This window comes from Capsulimonas corticalis, from assembly GCF_003574315.2.
GTDB lineage: Bacteria > Armatimonadota > Armatimonadia > Armatimonadales > Capsulimonadaceae > Capsulimonas > Capsulimonas corticalis.
This window is the reverse complement of sequence record NZ_AP025739.1, coordinates 674,002-694,960: the sequence shown is the minus strand read 5'-3', so window position 1 is coordinate 694,960 and position 20,959 is coordinate 674,002. Positions and strand designations below refer to the sequence as shown.

General features: G+C 63.0%; 16 protein-coding genes. 4 read left to right on the top strand and 12 right to left on the bottom strand.

The features are described 5' to 3' along the window. Positions 1–64 precede the first annotated feature (64 nt). The 7 genes from D5261_RS03065 to D5261_RS03035 all read right to left on the bottom strand — a co-directional run bounded on the left by D5261_RS03065 (position 65) and on the right by D5261_RS03035 (position 8,556). Positions 65–1,231: a substrate-binding domain-containing protein gene (locus tag D5261_RS03065; protein WP_119324000.1), complete on the bottom strand. Its 1,167-nt coding sequence runs from the start codon at positions 1,229–1,231 to the stop codon at positions 65–67. Positions 1,232–1,301: 70 nt separating this feature from the next. Continuing rightward, on the bottom strand, positions 1,302–2,081 hold the full coding sequence (locus D5261_RS03060; protein ID WP_165864533.1) for a DUF1559 family PulG-like putative transporter: 780 nt from the start codon (positions 2,079–2,081) through the stop codon (positions 1,302–1,304). Between the two features lie 172 nt (positions 2,082–2,253). Continuing rightward, on the bottom strand, positions 2,254–3,477 hold the full coding sequence (locus D5261_RS03055; protein ID WP_119323999.1) for a substrate-binding domain-containing protein: 1,224 nt from the start codon (positions 3,475–3,477) through the stop codon (positions 2,254–2,256). Positions 3,478–3,602: 125 nt separating this feature from the next. Further along, positions 3,603–4,376 carry a DUF1559 family PulG-like putative transporter gene (locus D5261_RS03050; protein WP_218025730.1) on the bottom strand — a complete coding sequence of 258 codons (774 nt, stop codon included), beginning with the start codon at positions 4,374–4,376 and terminating at the stop codon, positions 3,603–3,605. 281 nt (positions 4,377–4,657) lie between these two features. Beyond that, positions 4,658–5,269: a carbohydrate-binding protein gene (locus D5261_RS03045; RefSeq protein WP_165864532.1), complete on the bottom strand. Its 612-nt coding sequence runs from the start codon at positions 5,267–5,269 to the stop codon at positions 4,658–4,660. Positions 5,270–5,295: 26 nt separating this feature from the next. Beyond that, positions 5,296–6,471, bottom strand: coding sequence for an alpha-L-fucosidase (locus D5261_RS03040; protein WP_119323997.1), 1,176 nt, complete (start codon positions 6,469–6,471; stop codon positions 5,296–5,298). A gap of 300 nt (positions 6,472–6,771) precedes the next feature. Next, on the bottom strand, positions 6,772–8,556 hold the full coding sequence (locus tag D5261_RS03035; RefSeq protein ID WP_119323996.1) for an alpha-L-fucosidase: 1,785 nt from the start codon (positions 8,554–8,556) through the stop codon (positions 6,772–6,774). A 290-nt stretch (positions 8,557–8,846) separates the two neighbouring features. Here D5261_RS03035 and D5261_RS03030 point away from each other — a divergent pair, with 290 nt between their 5' ends. Beyond that, positions 8,847–9,929 carry a site-specific DNA-methyltransferase gene (locus D5261_RS03030; protein ID WP_119323995.1) on the top strand — a complete coding sequence of 361 codons (1,083 nt, stop codon included), beginning with the start codon at positions 8,847–8,849 and terminating at the stop codon, positions 9,927–9,929. Positions 9,930–10,109: 180 nt separating this feature from the next. Beyond that, positions 10,110–13,085: an ATP-binding protein gene (locus D5261_RS03025; protein WP_119323994.1), complete on the top strand. Its 2,976-nt coding sequence runs from the start codon at positions 10,110–10,112 to the stop codon at positions 13,083–13,085. Positions 13,086–13,140: 55 nt separating this feature from the next. On the opposite strand, the gene D5261_RS03020 is transcribed toward D5261_RS03025, so the two are convergent. Beyond that, positions 13,141–15,150 (bottom strand): NPCBM/NEW2 domain-containing protein, encoded by a 2,010-nt coding sequence (locus tag D5261_RS03020; RefSeq protein WP_119323993.1) that lies wholly within the window; start codon positions 15,148–15,150, stop codon positions 13,141–13,143. A 125-nt stretch (positions 15,151–15,275) separates the two neighbouring features. On the opposite strand from D5261_RS03020, the gene D5261_RS03015 reads away from it, so the two are divergent. Next, a complete protein-coding gene (locus D5261_RS03015; protein WP_119323992.1) occupies positions 15,276–16,124 on the top strand; it encodes a helix-turn-helix domain-containing protein in 849 nt (282 codons plus the stop codon). 35 nt (positions 16,125–16,159) lie between these two features. Here the strand turns inward: D5261_RS03015 and D5261_RS03010 are convergent, their stop codons facing one another. Genes D5261_RS03010 through D5261_RS02995 form a run of 4 tightly spaced genes read right to left on the bottom strand, consistent with a single transcriptional unit; the run spans position 16,160 to position 19,104 of the window. Further along, positions 16,160–16,948, bottom strand: a complete 789-nt coding sequence (locus D5261_RS03010; protein ID WP_119323991.1) for a hypothetical protein — start codon at positions 16,946–16,948, stop codon at positions 16,160–16,162. A gap of 9 nt (positions 16,949–16,957) precedes the next feature. Beyond that, entirely contained in the window at positions 16,958–17,827 is an 870-nt protein-coding gene (locus tag D5261_RS03005; RefSeq protein WP_119323990.1) for a hypothetical protein, read from the bottom strand. A 36-nt stretch (positions 17,828–17,863) separates the two neighbouring features. Beyond that, a complete protein-coding gene (locus tag D5261_RS03000; protein ID WP_119323989.1) occupies positions 17,864–18,316 on the bottom strand; it encodes a hypothetical protein in 453 nt (150 codons plus the stop codon). Further along, positions 18,313–19,104: a hypothetical protein gene (locus D5261_RS02995; RefSeq protein ID WP_119323988.1), complete on the bottom strand. Its 792-nt coding sequence runs from the start codon at positions 19,102–19,104 to the stop codon at positions 18,313–18,315. Before D5261_RS02995 ends, D5261_RS03000 begins: the two co-directional genes overlap by 4 nt. 274 nt (positions 19,105–19,378) lie before the next feature. Between D5261_RS02995 and D5261_RS02990 the strand changes: the two genes are divergently transcribed. Further along, positions 19,379–20,917 (top strand): sulfatase-like hydrolase/transferase, encoded by a 1,539-nt coding sequence (locus D5261_RS02990; protein WP_119323987.1) that lies wholly within the window; start codon positions 19,379–19,381, stop codon positions 20,915–20,917. Positions 20,918–20,959 lie beyond the last annotated feature (42 nt).

Here is a 20,959-nt window from a genome sequence, read left to right as displayed (position 1 = left end):
TTGGCAGAGACCAGGGAGGCGTTTAGCTGTGAACAATACGAGGATGGAAGTGAAGAGAGCGTGATTATTCCAGGGGGCGGCAAGTGGAGCGTTCGATCAGGCGCGTGGGGAGCAGGACGTGCTGGAAGGGGCGCGCCGCCGGATCGGCGGAGGTGAGGCGCTGAAGGAAGAGTTCGGCGGCGCGTTGGCCGATGCGCTCGAAGGGCTGGCGCATGGTGGTGAGCACCCCCGGACGGGCGGAATAACGTTCGCTGTCGTCGAAGCCGATGACGCTGATCTGCTCGGGAACGCGGACACCGCGTGACTCAAGATGGCGGATGACGAGGCTTGCCGAAAAGTCGTTGAGGGCGAAGATGGCCGTCGGCAGCGTGTCGCTGTCCAGGCATCGGTCGAGCTCGGGAGCGGCGTCATCGGAGATCAGATGAGGCAGCATCCACATCCGCTCCATGGAGGACAGCCCGGCGTCCAGCAGCGCGTCCCGGTACCCCGCCTGGCGCTGGCGCACGGCGGAGACCGGCTCGGTGTCGGTCAGGTGGGCGATGCGCTTGTGACCGAGCGCGATCAAGTGCTCGACGGCTTCGCGGGCGGCGGTGTAGTTGTCGATGCCGACGAAGTCGCAGGGAGCCTCGGGATCGCAGCGGTCGACGAACACCACGGGATGCCCCATGCGCTGAAGCCGCCGCCAGCCGGCGGATGTTTCCGCGGTCAGGGTCGGCCAGACGATCGCTCCGGCGACATTCTCATTTTCCACGGCGGCGCAGGCTTCGAGCTCCAGTTGTTCGGGAAGCGTGGTGGCGAGGTTGATGTCCAGAACCAGGAGACGGCAGGGCGTCTCCTGGGAGCGCAGGACTCGGCTGATGCCGCGCATGATCTCGCGTGAAGCGTAATCGCCGTCATGCTGGGGCAGCACGATGGCGATGGTGTACGGATGCGAAGGCGACGTCTTTTGGCTTTCCCGCCGGCCGCCATCCTCCGGAGCGACGCGCGGCCGGCAGCCGGCGAGGCGGGTAATCCGCCCGCCGTCCGCGAGCGCCGTCAGGGCGTCGCGCACGGCCGCGCGGTTGACGCCCAGCTCCTGCACTAAATCCCGCTCCGTCGGGAGCCAATCCCCCGCCTGGTAAGCGCCCTGGGCGATCCGCTCCTCCAGAACCTTCAGCACGTGAAGGGCGGTGGCGGACAGCCCACGGCGTTCTTTGGTTGCGGCGGGGTTCGGGCGGCGTTCTGTGAGCATAGATTGTCCAAAAGTGACGGAATCACTGAGATCAGTATACCAAAGATCGCTGGACTTTACCAATCGCGCGCTATCGGTTGCAGTTGTCGCCCGCGCTGTTTTTACCGCTGCCGTTCCCGCCGCACTCGGGATCGAGCCAGGGCGTATTGCCGTAGTACCAGGCCGCCGGGCGCATCCACTTCACATGACCGTCGAAGAAGCCGACATTGGAGCCGTCGGTGTGGCGCACGGCCGGCGCGGCCCAGTCCGAGTTACTGGAGCTGACATTGCCGGGACCGCTGGGGAAAAGGTTATCCTTGATCGGATCTTCCAGGATCCACGCCTTTGGTTTTGGCGTCGAGGAGACGGTGACGAACGGGGCTGTCGCCGATCCCTGCACTCCTCCATCGGTAATATAGACCGTGGAGGCGGGCGCGACCACCGCCGGCAGGCTGATATGAGGGTCGTAGATGCCCAGGCCCGTCTGCACGTTGGCGATGTAGCTGCTGTGGAGCACGGGGACTCCCGTGTAGGTGATCCAATCCGGCGCGCCGACACCCGTGTTGGGGTCATCGGGGCAGTAGAAGACGCCGACGCTTTTGACGTACGGGTAGATGTTCTGATACCAGGCCACCATCGGGCCGTTCCAATCGCCGCTGACATCCGTGTAGAGGGGCGGGAATGTTTCGTCGTAATCCTGGTTGTACTGAAGCAGCGCGAGCATGATCTGCTTTTCGTTGCTGGCGCAGGAAGTCTGGCGCGCCTTCTCGCGCGCCTTGGCGAAGACGGGGAACAAAATCGCCGCCAGTATCGCAATGATAGCGATTACTACTAATAACTCGATCAAGGTAAATCCACGGTTTGTTTTCATCTGTTATTCCTTTATACAAAACACGCAGTCAACGCAAAGTAGATCGAATGAGGAGAGCGGCGGCGCGGTCCGTCATCGGAGACGATTTGACCAAATGACACCGCCATTATACCAAAGCTTATGAGTGATGTCAATCTCCTTCCTGGTTAGTTTTTGGTCATTTTCAGCGTGATTACAGCAAGTATCCCCGGTAAATATTGGGTTCGCGCGTATGCTCCGCTGCTGGCGCGCCAAGCGTTCGGCAGGTGGAGCGCTCGATCAGGCGGGTGGGGAGCAGGACGTGCTGGAAGGGGCGTCCGGCCGGATCGGGCGATTTGAGGCGCTGGAGGAACAGCTCCGCCGCCCATTGTCCGATGCGCTCGAAGGGCTGGCGCATGGTGGTCATGACGCCGCCGCTGGAGGCGTAGCAGTCCGAATCGTCGAAGCCGATCACGCTGACCTGGTCCGGGACAGAGATCCCCCGATCTTCCAGGTGCTGGATCAGCAGCGATGCGGAGAAGTCGTTGAGCGCGAACACGGCGGTTGGAAGCGCGCCGCTCCGCAGATCTTGATCCAGCCTCGCGCTCAAATCGTCGCAATGCACATGCGGCAGCGACCAGAGGCGCTCCATCGATGCGAGCCCGGCGTAACGGAGCGCGTCCCGGTAACCCTCCTGGCGCTGGCGCACTGCGGAGACCGGTTCGGAGTCGGTCAGGTGAACGATTCGGGTGTGCCCGCGCGCAATCAGGTATTCGACGATATCGCGGGCGGCGGTGTAGTTGTCGATGCCGACGAAGTCGCAGGGAATCTCGGGATCGCAGCGGTCGACGAACACCACGGGATGCCCCAGCCGCTGCAAGCGGCGCCAGCGGGCGAGCGATTCGGGGGAAAGGGTGGGCCAGACGATCGCGCCGGCGACGTCTTCCTGCTCCACGGCGTCGCACGCCTGGATCTCCAGCGCTTCGGGAGAGGTGGTCGATTGCGTGAGGTCGAAGATCAGCTGCCGGCAGGGCGTCTCCTGGGAGCGCAGGACTCGGCTGATGCCGCGCATGATCTCCCGCGAGGCGTAGTCGCCTTCGTGCTGGGGCAGGACGATCCCGATGGTCTGCGGCTGATTGGCGGAAGTGAAGCGCCGCGCCGTGGCGCGGGCCGCCGTGGTGGGAGCGACCTGCGGACGGCATCCGGCGCGCCGGACAATGCGCCCGCTGTCCGCGAGCGTCGTGAGGGCGTGGCGCACCGCCGCGCGGTTGGTCCCCAGCTCACGCACCAACTCGCGCTCCGTCGGCAGCCGGCCGCCGCTCGGGTAGACCTTCTGCGCGATCCGCTCCTCCAGCACGCGCAGCACCTGTCGGGCGGACGTGGAGGGAGCGGGCCGAGGATCGGGAGCCGCAGACAAGGAATGGCGCTCAGCAAACATGGATTGTCCTCATGGCGAAATCCGTGTCCGGATCGAAAGAAAATGGGAGCGCCGACGCCCGGCATGAAAAGCACGGGACATCGGCGTCGGAGTCGTGCGCGGCGCGGTGTTCCGCCGCGCGCCGATTATCGGTTGCAGCTGTCGCCGTAGCTGTTCGAGCCGCTGGTTCCGCCGCCGCCGCACTCAGGGTCGAGCCAGGGGGTGTTGCCGTAGTACCATGCGGACGGGCGCATCCATTTCGAGTGGCCGTCGAAGAACGCGACGACGCTGCCGTCGGTGTGACGGATATCGGGCGCTCCCCAGTCGTCGCTGGTCCCGGTGACGAGCGAGGGGCCGGGAGTGAAGCTGCCGTCCTTGACCGGATCCTCCAGGATCCATGCCTTCGGTTTCTTCGTGGAGGACACCGTCACATACGGGGCGGTCGCAGTCGCCTGAACGGCGCCGTCGGTCATAAAGACCGTGGAGGCGGGGGATTGCAGCTGCGCGAGCGAGATGTGCGGGTCGTTGTTGCCGAGGCCGACACGAACGGTGGCGATGTAGCTGCAATGCGTCACGGGATACTGCGTGTCGTTGATCCAGCCCGGCGCGCCGACATTGGTGTTGCTGTCATCGGGACAGAGATAAACGCCGGTGCTCTTGATGTAGGGATAGATCGATTGATACCAGGCGATATTAGTTCCAGCGCCCGTATCCGAGTAGAGCGGCGGAAACTGTTCGTCCGAGTCCTGGTTGTACTGAGTAACGCCCAGCAGGATTTGCTTGGTATTGCTCAAACAGGACGTCTGCCGGGCCTTCTCGCGGGCCTTGGCGAAGACAGGGAACAAGATGGCGGCGAGAATCGCGATGATAGCGATAACAACGAGTAATTCGATTAACGTGAAACCAACCCTCTTATGCATCAAAGACTCCTTTTATTATAAACACTGTCCGGGCGCGAAACATGGCGGACGTTCCGTTGCGAGTGTCGATCCAGGGATTTGAGAGACGTCTTTGACTCATCAATGAAACTTATGACCATATTGACCAAAGCTCATAATAACAGTATACCAAAGGTTTGATAGATTGTCAATTATTGTTTTGGTTAAATTTTGGTTATTTTACAGAGTCGCCGCGCGCGTGCGGCGGCATCGAAGAAACGCCCCATCGCCATAAGGCGATGGGGCGCATGCGGGAAGGGGCGCTACGATTTGGTCAGCGTGATTCGTTTCAGATTCATGACGGCGAAGCCCGGCTTGGCCGTTGGCGCGACGCGAATGGTATGTGCGCCCGGCGTGAGCGCGAGCGTTCCGGGCAGGGTAACGATCTTATAATCCGACCAGCCGGCCGTCGCCGCCACCGTCATCGTGATCCCCGTGTCGGCGCCGTCGATCCGGATCGCATAGGTAGAGCCTTCCGTCCCCGGCTCGCACGAGTATTCGAGTTTGGCCGTGTACGATCCGGCGGCGGCGGGAGGGACGGAGAGCTTCCACTCGGCGGCGTCGTCGCCCTCGGTCCAGTAGCCGAGGTTCGCGTCGTCGCCGGAGCCTTGCAGCGCGATCGTGTCGCCGACCAAAATGGCGCTCGGGGCTCCCAGGAGGTAAGACCCGTCGGCGCTCGGCGCCGCCACGGTTGTCGCTTCAGTGACGACGGGCGGTCCGGCGAGATTGAGGACGATCGCGGTGGAGATGGGATCGATCTTGCCGGGCTTGGCGATGGTCAGCGTTCCATCGGCGGCCTTGGTCACGGCAAGCTTTTCGCCGGACGCCAGCGCTCTGGCGCCCTTGACGCCGGTTTGCAGTCCGGTGAGCGTCAAGCCCGAATCCGGCCAGGCGAAGACATTCAGATAGAGCTTGTCGCCCTTGACCGTGGCGCGGCCATCGAACGCCAGGCGCTTGAAGGGCTCGCCTGCGCGCCGTAAATGCTTTCTCCATTTGTCTTTAGCCAGGCGCCCATTTGCTTGAGGCGCTCAACTTCCGGCGCGGGGATAACTCCCTGGGCGTCGGGGCCGACATTGAGCAGGTAGTTGCCCCCCTTGGAGGCGATGTCGATCAGGTTGTGCGTTAGCTCTTCCGTGGACTTGAAGTTGAAGTCGTCCGAGCGATAACCCCAGGTGGTGTTGATCGTCATGCACGATTCCCAGTCCCGGTCTTTGAATCCCGTCGCGGGAACGTGCTGCTCCGGCGTTTCGGTGTCTCCCGAAAAGCCGCCGCCCAATCGGTTGTTGTAAATGATATTCGGCTGGAGTTTGAGCGATTCGACAAACGGCGCGGCCCGCTCTGGCGTCATATCCGTGTCGGTGTCGAACCAGAAGACGGAGATCGGGCCGTATTTGGTCAGAAGCTCCTTGACCTGCGGGACCGCGACATTGCGCAGATACGCGTCATAATCGCCGTCCTGCGCCTTGTCCCAGTGCCCGTCCCACGCCGCGCCCCCCGGATGACTCCAGTCCTGCGACTGCGAGTAGTACAGTCCGAACTTGATCCCCTTTTTGCGGCAGGCGGCGGCAAGCTCGGCGACCGGATCGCGATGGAACGGCGTCCCGTCAAAGATATTGAATTCGTCCACTTTGCTATGGAACATCGCGAAGCCGTCGTGATGCTTGGCGGTGAAGACGAGATACTTCATCCCGGCGTCTTTCGCCGCCTGCGCCCACGCGTCGGCGTCGAACTGCGTCGGATTGAACTGCGGCGCGAGCTTCGCGTAGTCCGCCACGGGGATCTCGGCGTTATGCATGATCCACTCGCCGTAGCCTTGCGTATTGACCGCGCGGCCTCCGACGGGTTTGCCGTTCCAGAACCCTCCCGGCACGGCGTACAGCCCCCAGTGGACAAACATACCGAACCGGGCCTCGCGCCACCACTTCATGCGCGCGTCCCGCTGCGCCTTCGTCTCATGCGCATGCGGATCTTCGACGACGGGCGACGCGGCGGCGGCGGGCGCCTCGGCGCGGGCGCCCGTTAGCGCGGTGGACATCAGGCCCGCGAGTGTGAGAATGGCGATGTGTGTTGGTTTCATGGTTGGTTCTTATATCGTTTTGATCTGCCGCGGCAAACCCACCCTGGCCTTCGCCCTTGCAAACCCACCCCCGGCCTTCGGCCGACCCCTCCCGCCGACGGGAAGGGTTATTTCAGAGCGTGTTATCGCAATCGGCCTTCGTAAGAGCGTCTCCTACAAACCCTTCCCGTCGGCGGGAGGGGTGGCCCGAAGGGCCGGGGTGGGTTTGCCGGGGCCGAAGCACCAGGGGTAGGTTTGCAAGGGCGAAGGCCAGGGTGGGTTTGCCACGGCAGGGTCGGCCAAGCGAGGCTGCCCGAATGCTTACTCCTTCGCCAGCGTAATCCGCCGCAGATTCATCACGGCGTAGCCCGGCTTGATCTTGGGCAGAATCGTGATCGTATGCGCTCCCGGCGTCAGGGTCAGGGTTCCGGTCAGAGGCAGCGTTTGATAATCGTCCCATGACGCCGTCTTGGGGATCGTCCCCGTGATGGCGGAATCGACGCCATCTACCTGGACGGCGACTGTGCTGCCTTCGTTGCCTGGTTCGCAGGAGTAGTTCAGCTTTGCGGTGTATGATCCCTCTGCGCCCGCTGGAACGTGAATCCGCCACTGCGCTGCGTCGGGGGCGTTGATCCAGTAACCGAGATTGGCGTTGTCGCCGTCGTGCTCGACTTGAACGCCGCCGATGGTGGTGGAATCGGATGCGGTCAGGGCGTAGCTCCCATCGGCCTGCGGCGCGGTCAGCACTTCGGCTTCGGTGACGACGGGCGGTCCGGCGAGTTTGAGGACGATCGCGGTGGAGATGGGATCGATCTTGCCGGGCTTGGCGATGGTCAGCGTTCCATCGGCGGCCTTGGTCACGGCAAGCTTTTCGCCGGACGCCAGCGCTCTGGCTCCCTTGACGCCGGTTTGCAGGCCGGTGAGCGTCAAGCCCGAATCCGGCCAGGCAAAGACATTCAGATAGAGCTTGTCGCCCTTGACCGTGGCGCGGCCGTCGAACGCCAGCTTCTTATAGGGGCTGGCGCTGGTGGCGTAGATGCTCTCGCCGTTATGCTTCAGCCAGGAGCCCATCGCCGTAATCCGCTCCACTTCCGGCGCGGGGATGACGCCGTGGGAGTCGGGGCCGACATTGAGCAGGTAGTTGCCGCCCTTGGAGGCGATATCGATCAGGTTGCGCAGCAGCGTCTCGGTGGACTTGAAATCCGTGTCGTGGACTTTGAAACCCCAGGTGTTGTTGATCGTCATGCACGTTTCCCAGTCGCGGCCCGGGAATCCTTTGGGGGGAATTCGCTGCTCGGGCGTTTCGGTGTCGCCGGGAATTCCGCCGCCCATGCGGTTGTTGTAGATCAAAGCAGGGTCCGAGGAGAACGCGGCGGTGATGGCGCGGGTCTCATCGGGCGTGAGGTCGCCGGGAATGTCCCACCAGATGACCGAGGGATGGTAGCTCGTGACGAGCTCCTGGACTTGCGGGACGGTGACCTTCATGAAATACTGGTCGAAATCACCCTTCTGCGCCGGGTCCCAGGACGAGCCGGCCGTGCCACCGCCCGGATGATGCCAATCCAGATTCTGCGAGTAGTAGACGCCGAATTTGATTCCCGCCTTTTTGCAGGCGGCGGCCATCTCGCCGATCGGGTCGCGATGAAACGGGGTCCGCGCGTTGATGTTGAAGTCGTCCACCTTCGTGGGATACATCGCGAAGCCTTCGTGGTGCTTGGCGGTCATGACGATATACTTCATGCCGGCGGCTTTGGCGTAGCTCACCCACTTGTCGGCGTTGAACTGCTCCGGGTCGAACTGCTTGGCGTAGCTTGCGTAGTCAGCCACAGGGATCTGGAGATCGTGCATCATCCATTCGCCGGCGCCGTCCGTCGATTTGTCCTTGTAAACGCCGCCGAGCTCCGCATAGAGGCCCCAGTGGATGAACATGCCGAACCGGGCTTCGCGCCACCACTTCATGCGCGCATCCCGCTGCGCCTTGGTTTCGTTCGCGTGCGGATCGAGCGACTGGCTGCTCGCGGCGGTCTGCGCATTGGCCGGCGCCGTGGAGAGGGCGACGGACAGCAGGCTCGCGGCGGCGAGAAGAGCGACTGGCTTTCTTAACATGAGTACTCCTTCGGGTTTCGTATGAATATCGACGTCTATCCCGTTTCTTAATGAGATTATAAGGCGCCGGAGCGGTTCTTGATATGCACGAAGGCGTCAAATCTATGTACGATTCCTCGGATCTCGATGTTTGCACAGAGAAAAATACATATCTGAACGTACCAATAGGCGCGCCTTCGCCCCCGAAAATTTTTCCGGCGTCGTCAGGCCCAAGAAATCCGTTGCGTCCATGCAAGCGTCCATGAAAAGAAGCCGGGTACAATAGGGAGAATCCGCTCGGTCATCGCACTATGTCCAATCATCCACCCGTCAATCAAGTTCTCCTCGGCGACTGCATCGAAATGATGAACTCGCTGCCCGAGAAATGCGCCGATTTGATCTTCGCCGATCCGCCGTACAATATGCAGCTCAGCAATGCGCTATGGCGTCCGAACATGACGAAGGTGGACGCCGTGGACGACCACTGGGATAAGTTCGCCTCGTTTGAAGCGTACGATAAGTTCACACGCGAGTGGCTTACCGCCGCGCGCCGCGTGCTTTCGGACAACGGGACGCTCTGGGTCATCGGCAGCTACCACAATATTTACCGCGTGGGCGCGATCTTGATGGACCTGGGGTTCTGGACTCTGAACGATATCGTGTGGGTGAAGAAGAATCCGATGCCGCAGATGAAGGGCGTCCGCTTCTGCAACGCCCACGAAACGCTGCTCTGGGTGAAGAAATCTCAGACACAGACCAAATACACCTTCCACTACCGCGAGTTCAAAGCCGGCAACGAAGACAAGCAGATGCGCTCGGACTGGCACTTCCCGATCTGCGGGCGCGGCGAGCGCCTTCTGGTCAACGGCGTCAAAGCCCACACCACCCAGAAGCCCGAGGCCCTGCTGCATCGCGTGATCGCGAGCACCACCAATCCCGGCGATGTCGTGCTGGACCCCTTCTGCGGCACCGGCACCACCGCCGCCGTCGCCAAGCGCCTGGGGCGACGTTACATCACGATCGACCGCGAGGAAGCGTACGTCGCTCTCGCCAAAGAGCGTTTGGACGGCGTCATTCCCACCCTTGAAGAGCCCCGCGCCGAAGTCTTCGTGGACGCGCCCAAACCCCGCATCCCCTTCGTCAGCCTCGTCGAAAGCGGCCTGCTCGCCGTCGGCTCCCGCCTGCGCTTCGGCAACACCGACATCTACGCCAGCGTCCACGCCGACGGCGCCATCTCCGCCGGCGGCTACTGCGGCTCGATCCACAAAGTCGGCGCGCTCCTGCTGGGCCTGCCCAACTCTAACGGCTGGAAACTCTGGCACTTCACCGACCCGGAAACGGGCGAAGAAAAGCTGATCGACGCGTTAAGACCGTCGGCGGTGGTGAAGAAGTAGAAGCTCTCCCGGAAGCCGTATTCCCCTCTCTCAATTCCATGGAAACACGTTCGCTTTACGCTCGCGTTTGACAAAAATCCGCCATCATCCAGCGCTTTCGCGCGGAAGGGAAAGCGGTTCGGTATCTCGAACGGGTTTCTTTGGGAGGCATCGGGCGCTCCCTTCGAAAGAATCATACCTATGTTACGGGAATCCGCCATCCCCTCACACACCCTGGAGCACGCCGCCCCGTTGACCCTCACGCTTTTTGGGCCGATGCAGATCCTTGTGGGCGGGCAGCCGATTGTTCGGCTGCGCTCGCGCAAGACGCTTTGGCTATTGGCGCTGCTGGTCCTGCGCGGGGGCAGGCCGGTCGAGCGCGTCTGGCTGGCCGAGACGCTCTGGCCGGATATCGATCCGACCCGGTCTTTGTCCAGCCTTCGCGCGATCCTGAGCGACCTGCGCGCGGCGTTGGGGGCCGAAGGCGCGCGGCTGCGCTCCACGAGCGGCAACACGCTGTCGCTGGACATCGCTGGCGCTGAGATCGATGTCCTCGCGTTTGACGCCGCCGTGGCGAGCGGCAAAATTCCGGCACTGGAGCGGGCGGTGGCGCTGTACCAGGGAACGCTGCTGGAAGGGTGCGGCGAGGAATGGGCGGGCCAGGAGCAGACGGCGCGCGAGCAGGATTGCCTGCGCGCGCTGGGGAAGCTGGCGGACGCCGCCATGGCGGCGGGGGATTGGGCGGCGGCGGCGGATTACTCCCAACGGGCGGCGGTGATGGATCCATGGCGCGAGGAGGCGCGGCGCGGCTGGATGGAGGCGCTGGCGCGCGCCGGGAATGTCAACGCGGCGCTGCAAGTCTATCATGAGTTTGCCCGGCTGCTGCGCGACGATTCGAATATGGCGCCGGAGGAGCCGACCACCGCTCTGTACACGCGCCTGCGGGCGGAGGCGCGCGGCGGGGCGCAGGCGCGGAGCGCGGCGGCCGACGATGGCGCGAAGGCCGCGCTTCCGGCGGCCGCCGGGCGCTTGCCTCATCCACTGACGGAGCTGATTGGGCGCGAAGACGAGCGGGAAGAAGTGGCGGCGCGGCTGCGCCGGTCGCGACTGGTGACGCTGACGGGGCCGGGAGGGATCGGCAAGACACGCCTGGCGCTCGCGGTGGCCCGGGAAGTCGCTCCCGAGTTTGCCGACGGAGTATGGATGGTGGCGCTGGAGGCGCTCACGGACGGCGCGCACGTCGCCGGTCAGATTGCGGCGACGTTGGGGATGAAGGAGACGCCGAATCAGGCGCTGCTGGAGGCGCTGACGGCACACTTGCGTTCGAAGCGTCTGCTGCTGGTGCTGGACAACTGCGAGCATGTCCTGGCGGGGAGCGCGCGGGCGGCCCTCCATCTGCTCGGAGAGTGCGCGGGGCTGCGCATCCTGGCGACCAGCCGTGAGGCGCTGGGGCTGGCGGACGAGACGGCCTGGGTTGTTCCCGCGCTCACGTCGCCGGATCCCGCGCATCTGCCGGCGCCTGGAACGGCCTTGCTGCACGTGATGGCCGGCTACGGCAGCGTGCAGCTTTTTGTCGAGCGGGCGCAGGCGGTGCGGAATACGTTTGCTTTGACGCGCGACAACGCGCTGGCGGTGGCTCAGATCTGCGCGCGCCTGGAGGGAATCCCGCTCGCCCTGGAGCTTGCCGCCGCGCGGGTTCGGGGAATGACGGCGGAGCAGCTGGCCGAGCGGCTGGACCAGGATCTGACGCTGCTCACGGGTGGGAACCGGACATCGGCGCCCCGCCAGCAGACACTGCGCGCGGCCCTGGACTGGTCCTATGCGCCTCTCACCGAACCCGAACGGCTGCTATGGGAGCGCGTCTCCGTTTTTGCTGGCGGCTGGACGCGGGACGCGGCGGAGGCGGTCTGGTTCGGCGACGAGCCTGGGGCGCTTCCGGCGGCCGATCTGCTGAAGAGCCTGGTGGACAAGTCCCTGGCCTCCTTCGACGCCCACGCGACCGGGGGCGGCCGTTATCGCCTGCTGGAGATGGTGCGGCAGTACGCCTCCGAACGGCTGGAGGCGAGCGGCGCCGCGGCGACTGTACGGGCGCGGCATCAGGCATGGTTTCTGGCACTGGCGGAAGACGCCGAGGCGGGCCTCCGAGGCCCGGAGCAGGCGAAGTGGGTGGACCGATTGGAGACGGAGCACGACAATCTGCGCGCGGCGCTGGCCTGGCTTGGGAAGACGCCGGACGAGGCGGGGATTGGGCTGCGGATGGCCGGCGCGCTCGGGCCATTCTGGGAGCTGCGCGGATATTACCGGGAAGGACGCGCCGCTCTTTCGGCGGCGCTGGGAAGAAATACGGATTCCGGGCAAACGCCCGTGCGCGCCAAAGCCCTTCGCGCCGCCGGCGTGCTGGCCTACTATGAGGGCGACTACGCGGAAGCCCAGACGCTGCACGAGCAGGGGGTGGCGATGTACCGGGAGCTGGGAGATCAGTCCGGCGCCGCCTGGGGGCTCAACGATCTTGGAGATGTCTTCGGCGCGCGCGGAGACCAGGACGCGGCGCGGGCCCTGTATACCGAGAGCCTGACGATCTTTCGGGAAGCGGGCAACCGGCGCGGCGTCGCCCAGCTCCTCCATCACCTGGGGCGCGTCATGCGCGATCAGGGCGATTACGGAGAAGCGAAGCGGCTGTATGAGGACGGCCTGGCGATGCAGCGGGAGCTGGGCGACCAGGAAGGGATCGCCTGGGCGCTCCACCACCTGGGCCATTTGGCCGCCATGCAGGGGGACCTGCCGCTGGCCTGGTCGGTGCAGGAGGAAGGTTTGACGATTTTCCGGGAGCTGGGGAGCCGTCAAGGCGCCGCCTGGGCGCTCCAGGAGCTGGGGAAGGTCGCGGAGGCCCAATCCGATCATGAGACGGCGCAGGCGCTGTACTCGGAGAGCCTGGCGATCTTTCGGGAACTGGGAAACCGGCAGGGCGTCGCCCATCTGCTGCGTCACCTGGGACTGGTGACCGGAGAGCAGCGCGACTATGCGCAGGCCAAGCGGCTGCTTGAAGAAAGCCTGGCGATCTTCCGGCAGCTGGACAGCCGCCAAGCCGTCGCCGATTTACTCCGCGACCTCGCGGGGATCGCCGCGCGCCGGGATCGCCTGGAAGCCGAAGCGGCGGGGGAGATTGCGGCGCCTTAATCGCCATATTTGAGACTGCCGGCGGGGGAAATCGCCGGCAGTCTTCTTGTCTGACCTACTTGCTCTTGCCAATCTTCAGCAGCACGCATCCGTGCGCCGGGACTTCCACGCTGTAGCTGTCCGCGAACGCGCCGAGGTCCTTGTGCAGCCAGAGATCGCGCACGGGCTGCTTGCCTTTGACGCCGAGGTCCGACCAGCGGGCGGTGATCGTCGCGGGCTCGTCGGTTCCGTTCACCAGACCCACGGCGTGGGTTCCGTCGAAGAGCGGGCGCGCCCAGACATCCTTGTCATCGGCGGTCGTCACGCGGGCGGCGGGTTTGCCGAGCGGGTCCTGGTTGATGTCGAGCGCCTCATCGTTGGAGAGCAAGGCGAGGGTGAACGGGTCGAGCCGGGTCATATCGCAGCCGATCAGCAGCGGCGAGGAGAGCAGGCACCACATCGACATGTGCAGGATCTGCTCGTTGGGCTTGAGATGGGTGGGATGGGTGTTGCCGAAGCCGACAATACCGACCATCAGCATATCCGGGTCGTTCCAGTGGCCGGGACCGGCGTAGACCTCGTGGCCCGCTTGATGGGTGTAGATATCGTGCAGGCTTCCCCAGTTGTCCTGAATGTCGCCGGTGGTGCGCCAGGAGTTGCCGCCGGTTTCCGCGCCCCATTTCCAGACATCGCCCATACCGTACTGGCAGAAGGAGAAAACGATATCGCGGTTGACCTTGCTCAGCGCGTCGCTCATGACCAGATACGGCTTTTGGAGGGACGGCAGCGAGTGGTCGCCCTTCGCGACGTCTTCATACGAACACCAGTCATACTTGAGGTAATCGACGCCCCAGGCGGCGTACGAATCGGCGTCCTGCTGCTCGTGCTGGTAGCTCGCGGTGTAGCCGCCGCACGTCTTCGTACCCGGGGAAGAGTAAATGCCGAAGCGCAGGCCCAGTCCGTGGATATAGTCGCCCAGCGCCTTGATATCCGGGAACTTCTCATTGGTCTGAATCTTGCCGTCGGCGTCCCGGCCCGCCTCCCAGGCGTCGTCGATGTTGATATAGCCATAGCCGTGACCGGCGAGGCCGCTCTGAAGCATCTGATCGGCGGACGCCTTCACGCGCTCCTCGGTGACGCTGGTTCCCCAGACATTCCAGGAATTCCATCCCATCGGCGGCGTTTGCGCCACCTTTTTGTCGCCGCCGATAATGGTCAGCGTGCGCGTGGCCGTGCCCTTGGCGCCGCGCACGGTCAGCGTGACATCCGTCGTTCCCGCCGCCGTCAGAGCGCCGGTAATGATGCCCGTGCCGGAGCTGAGGGTCAGGCCGGCGGGCAGGTTCTTGGCGCTGAAGGTCAGCGGCCCGTCGCCGGTCGCGGGAATGCGAAACAGGAACGGATGGCCGGGCGTCACGCCGGTGATGCGCGGGCCATGGATCGCGGGCTTGGGATCGGGCGTGGGGATCACGAGACGCGGCGGGGTCTGCGGGATCACATACGCCTCCGGTTTGGGCGATGCGTCGCTCGCCAGCGTGATCGCGGCTCCCCCCCAGTCGGCGTGGTCGAAGCTGATCCCGTCGCCGCCGTCGCCGACCTTCAGGAGCAGATCTTTCGCGCCGGTCAGATCGACCGAGATCAGCTGCGGGGCGTCGCCAGGGCGCAGCACGGGCGTCTGCGCGACGGTTTTGTCGTCCACAACCACCTGGAACGTCACGGAAGCCTCATGGCCCTGCGTCTCATCGTCCGCGCCGACAACCGCGCTGAAGCGAGTCGCTCCCCCATGCAGCAGCACATGGAACGAGCTGGGGGCGTGCGTGCCGACGCCGTGCGGGAAGACGGTCCCTTTGAGCGTGAGCGGATGCCCGTCAATGGTCTTGTCGACGGCCGGGGCGCCCCATCCGGCCTGCATCTGGCTGATGTCGGTCGTCTCAAGCCAGACGGCGTGCGCGGGCGGCGTCGCGGCGGCCAGATCGGCGGCGGTTTGCGCGTGAACGGACGCTACGGAGGCGAGCAGGGCGGGCAATGTGATTGCGGCGCAAATTGCGTTATTTCGCCGCTTCCGGAATCGGGTGATGGGAACGATCATGGACTTTGTTTGCCTTTTTCTGGGGTGACTGAATGCTTCTCACAAATAATATAGAGATTTTTTCGCTTCGCGTCCATGCGTTTTACGGCTGAAAACTTGTGAATCTCTGCTATGATGAGTGCTGAATGAGAGACGAACGCAAGAATCCTAATACGAACCACGTTCATACTCTGTTGCCGGTCGTGGAGCGCTTGCTTGCTGGGCGAGGGGACTACCCTCCCAGCTTCCGGGTTTGGCGGGAGCATGGGACGACTGACTGGCTTCTCCTCGCCGCATTCGCGGGCGCGGGCCGCTTCGACACCAAGAGCGATCCGGTGATCATCGAAGGACACGATCTGGTGCTTGTTCGTCCTGGAGTTCCGCATGACTACACCTCAGAGGATCGGGATGATCTCTGGGATCAGTTATGGATCCACTTTCATCCGCGACCGGAATGGCTGCCCTGGCTTACCTGGCCTGAAGTTGCGCCGGGCGTGATGCGCCTCCAGCTCAATGAGCCGATTGTGCGGGAAAAGATCGTTCGATGTCTGGTGGAGGCCGTGCGAGTGGCGAATGGCGGATTGCGCCAGCGCATCGACTTCGCCATGAACGATCTGGAGGAGGCTCTACTCTGGTGCGATACGCAGAACGCCCCGGTAGGCCGAACGCGCCTGGACGGCCGCGTCCTCGCCGTGATGGACTTCATCTCGCAACGTCTCGACCAGCCGATCCGGCCTGCGGATCTGGTGAAAGTCGGCGGACTCTCCGCGTCAAGAATGGCCCATCTCTTCCGCGCCCAGATGGGCGTTCCCCCCGCGCGCTTCCTCGACCAGCAACGGCTCGCCCACGCCAAAGGTGTGCTGGATCGGGGGGCGCAGCCAATTTTCTCCATCGCCGCCGACCTGGGGATGGACCCTCCATACTTCTCCCACTGGTTCAAGCGGCACACCGGGATGAGCCCGCGCGGCTACCGAAGACGCGCCGAGGAGCCATAGGCGTCATCGACCGTTGTATTTTGACGATTCCGTGATCACTCTTCCTCGTCTATCCCGATCAATATGGAGCCTTCGGGGATCATGTCTTCTTCCTCCACGCTGCATAATGAGAGCACGGACAGCGGTAATCCCAGCGCCGCGGCGAGGGCGGCGTGGCGCCCGCGTTCTTGCAGAAATCCGAAGCGGCTCGCGGCTTCCGAAGTTCGATCGCCGACGCCAGCGGCGATGCACGCCTGGCTGAAATTTGACAGGAAGTCGTCCTGCATTGCCTGCGGCAGCGCCTGAAGAGCGCGTGCGAATTGAGAGCCTTCGCTTTCAGAAGTTGCTGAGGGAAGCTCACCGCCACGCCACAGAAAATTCCGTATTTCATCGCTCAATTCCGGAGAATCTCGCGTTGTGTTCTTCGTTTCTCGAAAAATCCCTTCGATAAGCGGAATCCACGCGTTGTCTATTCCCCACGTCGCGCAGAGTGTTCGCGCATTGCCGCCGTCTGGCTCCTCCGGGATGTTGGCTCGGCCGCCATAGTCAAAATATGCCGGGCAAGAATGATATTCGTCGGCAAGTTGGCCGTTCACGATCAATTGATACCAGAGAAGGGCGTCGTCGTAGTTGTGCATGGCGAGCGCGGGGCAGGCGAAGCGCTGGGAGGCCGCTCGGGCCAGGCGCTCGATGTGGTTCTTTTCCGTGCAGTCTTCTGACGAAAACACCGTCGTCCCGTTTTCCTGGGGTGTGACGACTCCAATCTCGCCCAATCCCTCAAAGTAACTCGCCGTTTCGGCCTGCGTCGGCCCCTTGATGGCGATGTTATAGGCATAAAATGACATCGGTATTCCTCACTGACCTTCCCCAACGAATATCGTTCCTTCGGGGACCAAATCCTCTTCCTGCATTCCGCAGAGGGAGGCGACGATGCGCGGCAGGCCGAGCGCGGCGGCGAGGGCGGCGTGGCGTTCGCGTTCGTCGCTGAATCCGGATTGGAGTGAGGAATCCGCGGCTTGCTCGCCGACGCCGGCTTCAATGCAGGCGTTGTTGAACTTCGCCATGAATGTGTCCCGCGCGGCGGGCGGGAGCATTTGGACGGCGCGGGTGAAGAGGGAATCGGGATTTCCAAGATAAGATTCGGGTGTTTTTGAGATGCTGGAGGCGAGGTCGCTCAGGCGGTTTAAGATATCGCTTTGCATGCCGGAAGGCATATTGGGAGGAAACGTGGCGTGGATGGGCGCGCCTTCCAGAAAACTTTGCATTTGGGCGTCGAAGTCCGGAATATCTCGGCCGGGAACGTTATGGCTGCGCAGGATGCTTTCCACGAGCGGGATCCAGAGGGACTCGGCGCCCCATGTCTCGCAGAGGAGCCGGGCGTTTCCGCCTTCCGGGCCGCGCGGCGGATTGTCCTGAAAGCCGAAGTCGAAGTAGGAGGGGCAGGAATCGTATTCGTCGGCTTGCTCGCCGTTGACGATCAATTGATACCAGAGAATCGCGTCGTCGTAGTTGTGCATGGCGAGAGCGGGGCAGGCGAAGCGCTGGGAGGCCGCTCGGGCCAGGCGCTCGATATGGTTCTTTTCTGAGCAGTCATCCGATGAGAAGACCGTGGTTCCGTTTTCCGTCGGCGTCACCGCGCCGGCTTCGCCCAGAGATTCCAGATAGCTTGCGATTTCCTCTTGCGTCGGGCCTTTGACGGCGATGTTAAAAGCGTAAAATGACATGGTGAGCCTCCGTGTTCAGTGTATCACAACTTTGGCTTATCGCCGCGCGGCGGAGTGCATCAGCGCGGCGCCGATCAGAATCGTCAGGCCGCAGACGATATTCAGACCGGACCAGAAGGCGCGCTGAAGGCGCATCTGGCGCAGGTTTTCGGTGGGGAGGGCCAGCAGGAAGGTGATGCTGAAGAGGCCGACGGCGCCCGTCATTTTGACCGCGAAGAAGAGCACATAATGCATCTGGTTGACGATGTGCGGGAAGGTCAAATACCACTGGATGACGCCCGTGACGGCGACCGTCGCCACGCCCGTCCATTTGATGACGGCGAAGCGGCGGATCGCCTGCGCGAGAAACGTCTCGCGAACGTCGGGCGCCAGTGTGTCCAGTGTCGGCCAGAGCACCATGCGGGCGTAGAAGAGACCGCCGAGCGAGGTGCAGGTGGACGCGATGTGCAGCACGCGGCAGAGAAAGGAGACGAGGGCCACGGTCGTCATGCGGCGTCCCCCGCAGCCTCAGCGAGATCTTCCGCTCGCGCGAGCGTGTAGCCGCGCGTGATCGTCATCAAATAGGTCAAAACTCCGGACGCGGCGCCGAGGGCGATGGGCGAAAGCCAGAGCGCGTTCGCATAATGTCGAAACAGCAGGCCGGTGACCGCGCCCTGCAGCGCGCCGCCAAGGAGACCGATGGTGAAGGGCAGGATGGGGCGGCGCGCCTTGGAGAAGAGAACAAAGTGGCTGGCGCCGGCGGCGAAGACGCCGCTCATCGCGCCGACCATCAATGCCGATACGGCGATATCGCCGGTATGGGGCATGAAGACGAGTAAGTAGGCGACGGCGCCGAAAGCGAACGGCTCCAGCCAGTGGCCGTCGCGCCCATAATCGACCGGCTGCCCGGCCGGCGCCTCGGCTTCGATCTCACGGTCGTCCTTGTAAAAGTAGCTGAGGAACGCGCCGACGGCGGGGCCGATATAGACGGCGGTGAGGAACCAGATCACGAGATGCTCGGTCAGCGCGGGGAACAGCGCGAAGTCGACGACGATCAGCATCGCCGCGCTGATCGTCCCAAAGACCGCGCCGTAGCCAAGATTTCGGTCCAGATGGATCTTAAAGAACAGCAGTCGCAGGATGACGATCTGGGCGACGGCGGCGAGGGAGCCGGCCAGGAAAAGCGTGACCGGCGAGACCGAAAGGCCGAACGCCAGGGCGACGATGATGAAAAAGCCGTTCCAGCCGATCAGGCCGGTGACAAGGCTGGACGCCCACGAACTCCGCTGTTTGAACATGTTGTTGCTCCTTCGTGATTGGTGAGGGGAAAACCTCCTCAGGATGAGCCTTCACTTGCAAACCGGCTATGTTCCGATCAACAGACAGACCGATCGATAAGTTCAATCTCTGTGAAAAATTTCACAGAGATTGACGCAAATGTTTTGAAGTCACGAATATCGAGCATATGTGTACTTTTATGATATAGATACTTGCATTAAGAACGGATAAAATGATATAAGAAGGTTTGCGTCGAATACCATCCGATTCGACGGCCTCGTAAGGAGAATAGAGATGCAGGAGACACGGCCCATTTCACGGCGGGATTTTCTAGGGGCCGCTGCGGCGGGAGTTTGCGGGCTCGCTCTTCCCAGGAGCAGCTCCGCGGCGACTGCGAAACGCCGTTCAAAACCCAATATTTTATGGATTATGTCCGATGAGCATAACCATTCGGTCGCGGGATACTACGGCAACACGGTGATTCAGACGCCGAACATCGACGCTCTGGCGAAGCAGGGGATCACCTTCGATACTCACTACTGTAACTCTCCCCTTTGCGCCCCTTCCCGACTTTCTCTGACCGCCGGGAAGTATGTGTCGCATGTCGACGCCTGGGGGCTGACTTCGCAGCTGCCGGATCCAGAGATCGCGTCGCTTCCCCGCGTGCTGAATGCGGCGGGATACAAATCGTTTCTCTGCGGAAAACAGCACTACGATTACAATCGCCGATATGGCTTCACCGAGGTCGGCGGCGATTTCAACAACTGGTATCAGACGGGGCTGGGTCGCCGCCGCCCGCCGACTTATCTTGAGCAGAAGCAGCTATCTCCGCGCTTCCAGGGATTTCATCCCGGAAATCGCGGCAGTACGGTGGAGCATGACCGGAGGGTGACGGCGGGCGCCGTCGAGTTTCTGTCTCAGGATCATGCGAGCGACGAGCCCTTCTTTCTCTTCGTCGGCTATCTCGCGCCCCACTTTCCGCTGGTCGTCCCGGAAGATTACTGGCGGCGTTACGAGGGGAAGGTGGAGAATCCGAAGATTCCCGACGGGTTCCTGGATCGCCTGCCGCTGAATTACAAAGTTCAGCGCGCCGGGTTTGAGGAGATCGGCGTTCCCGACGATGTTGTGCGTAAGGGACGCGAGCTTTATTATGGGCTGGCGAATTGGGCCGACAACGAGATCGGCAAAGTGCTTGCGGCCCTGCGCGCGCATCCTGAGATTGCCGAGAACACCGTGATCATCTACTCCTCGGACCACGGAGAAAACATGGGCGAGCATAGCATGTGGTGGAAGAACTGCATGTACGAACAGTCCAGCCGGGTTCCGCTGGTCATCTCCTGGCCGGAGCGCTGGAAAGGCGGCCAGCGCCGCCAGGGCGCTTCGTCGCATGTCGATCTTGTCCAAACGGTCGTGGACATCGCGGGCGCACACGCGCCGGACGACTGGAACGGCGACTCCATGACGCGCTGGATGGATCACGATAAAACAGCCTGGAAAGACTTCGCGGTCAGCGAGTATTACGCTCACAATACGGCGTCGGGCTACGTGATGTGCCGCGCCGGCGACTGGAAGTATGTTTACCATACCGTGATCGACAAGGACCATCCCGCTGAGCATGAGCTTTACAACCTCGCGGCCGATCCTGGAGAGTTCACCAACCTCGCCGCAGATCCCAAGCATCAAGCGCGCCTGAAATCGATGCACGCGCGTTTGCTCAAAGAAGTCGCCGGCGACCCCGACGAAACAGAGCAGCGCTCCCGGCGCCAGCTCAGCCAGGGTTACAATCGCACGGACCCGCGCCCCGGGAATTCGGTTACGGATAACGAGGGGTAGGGGATTCAAACCCACTCCCGCGCTTCGCGTGCTCTCGTGGCA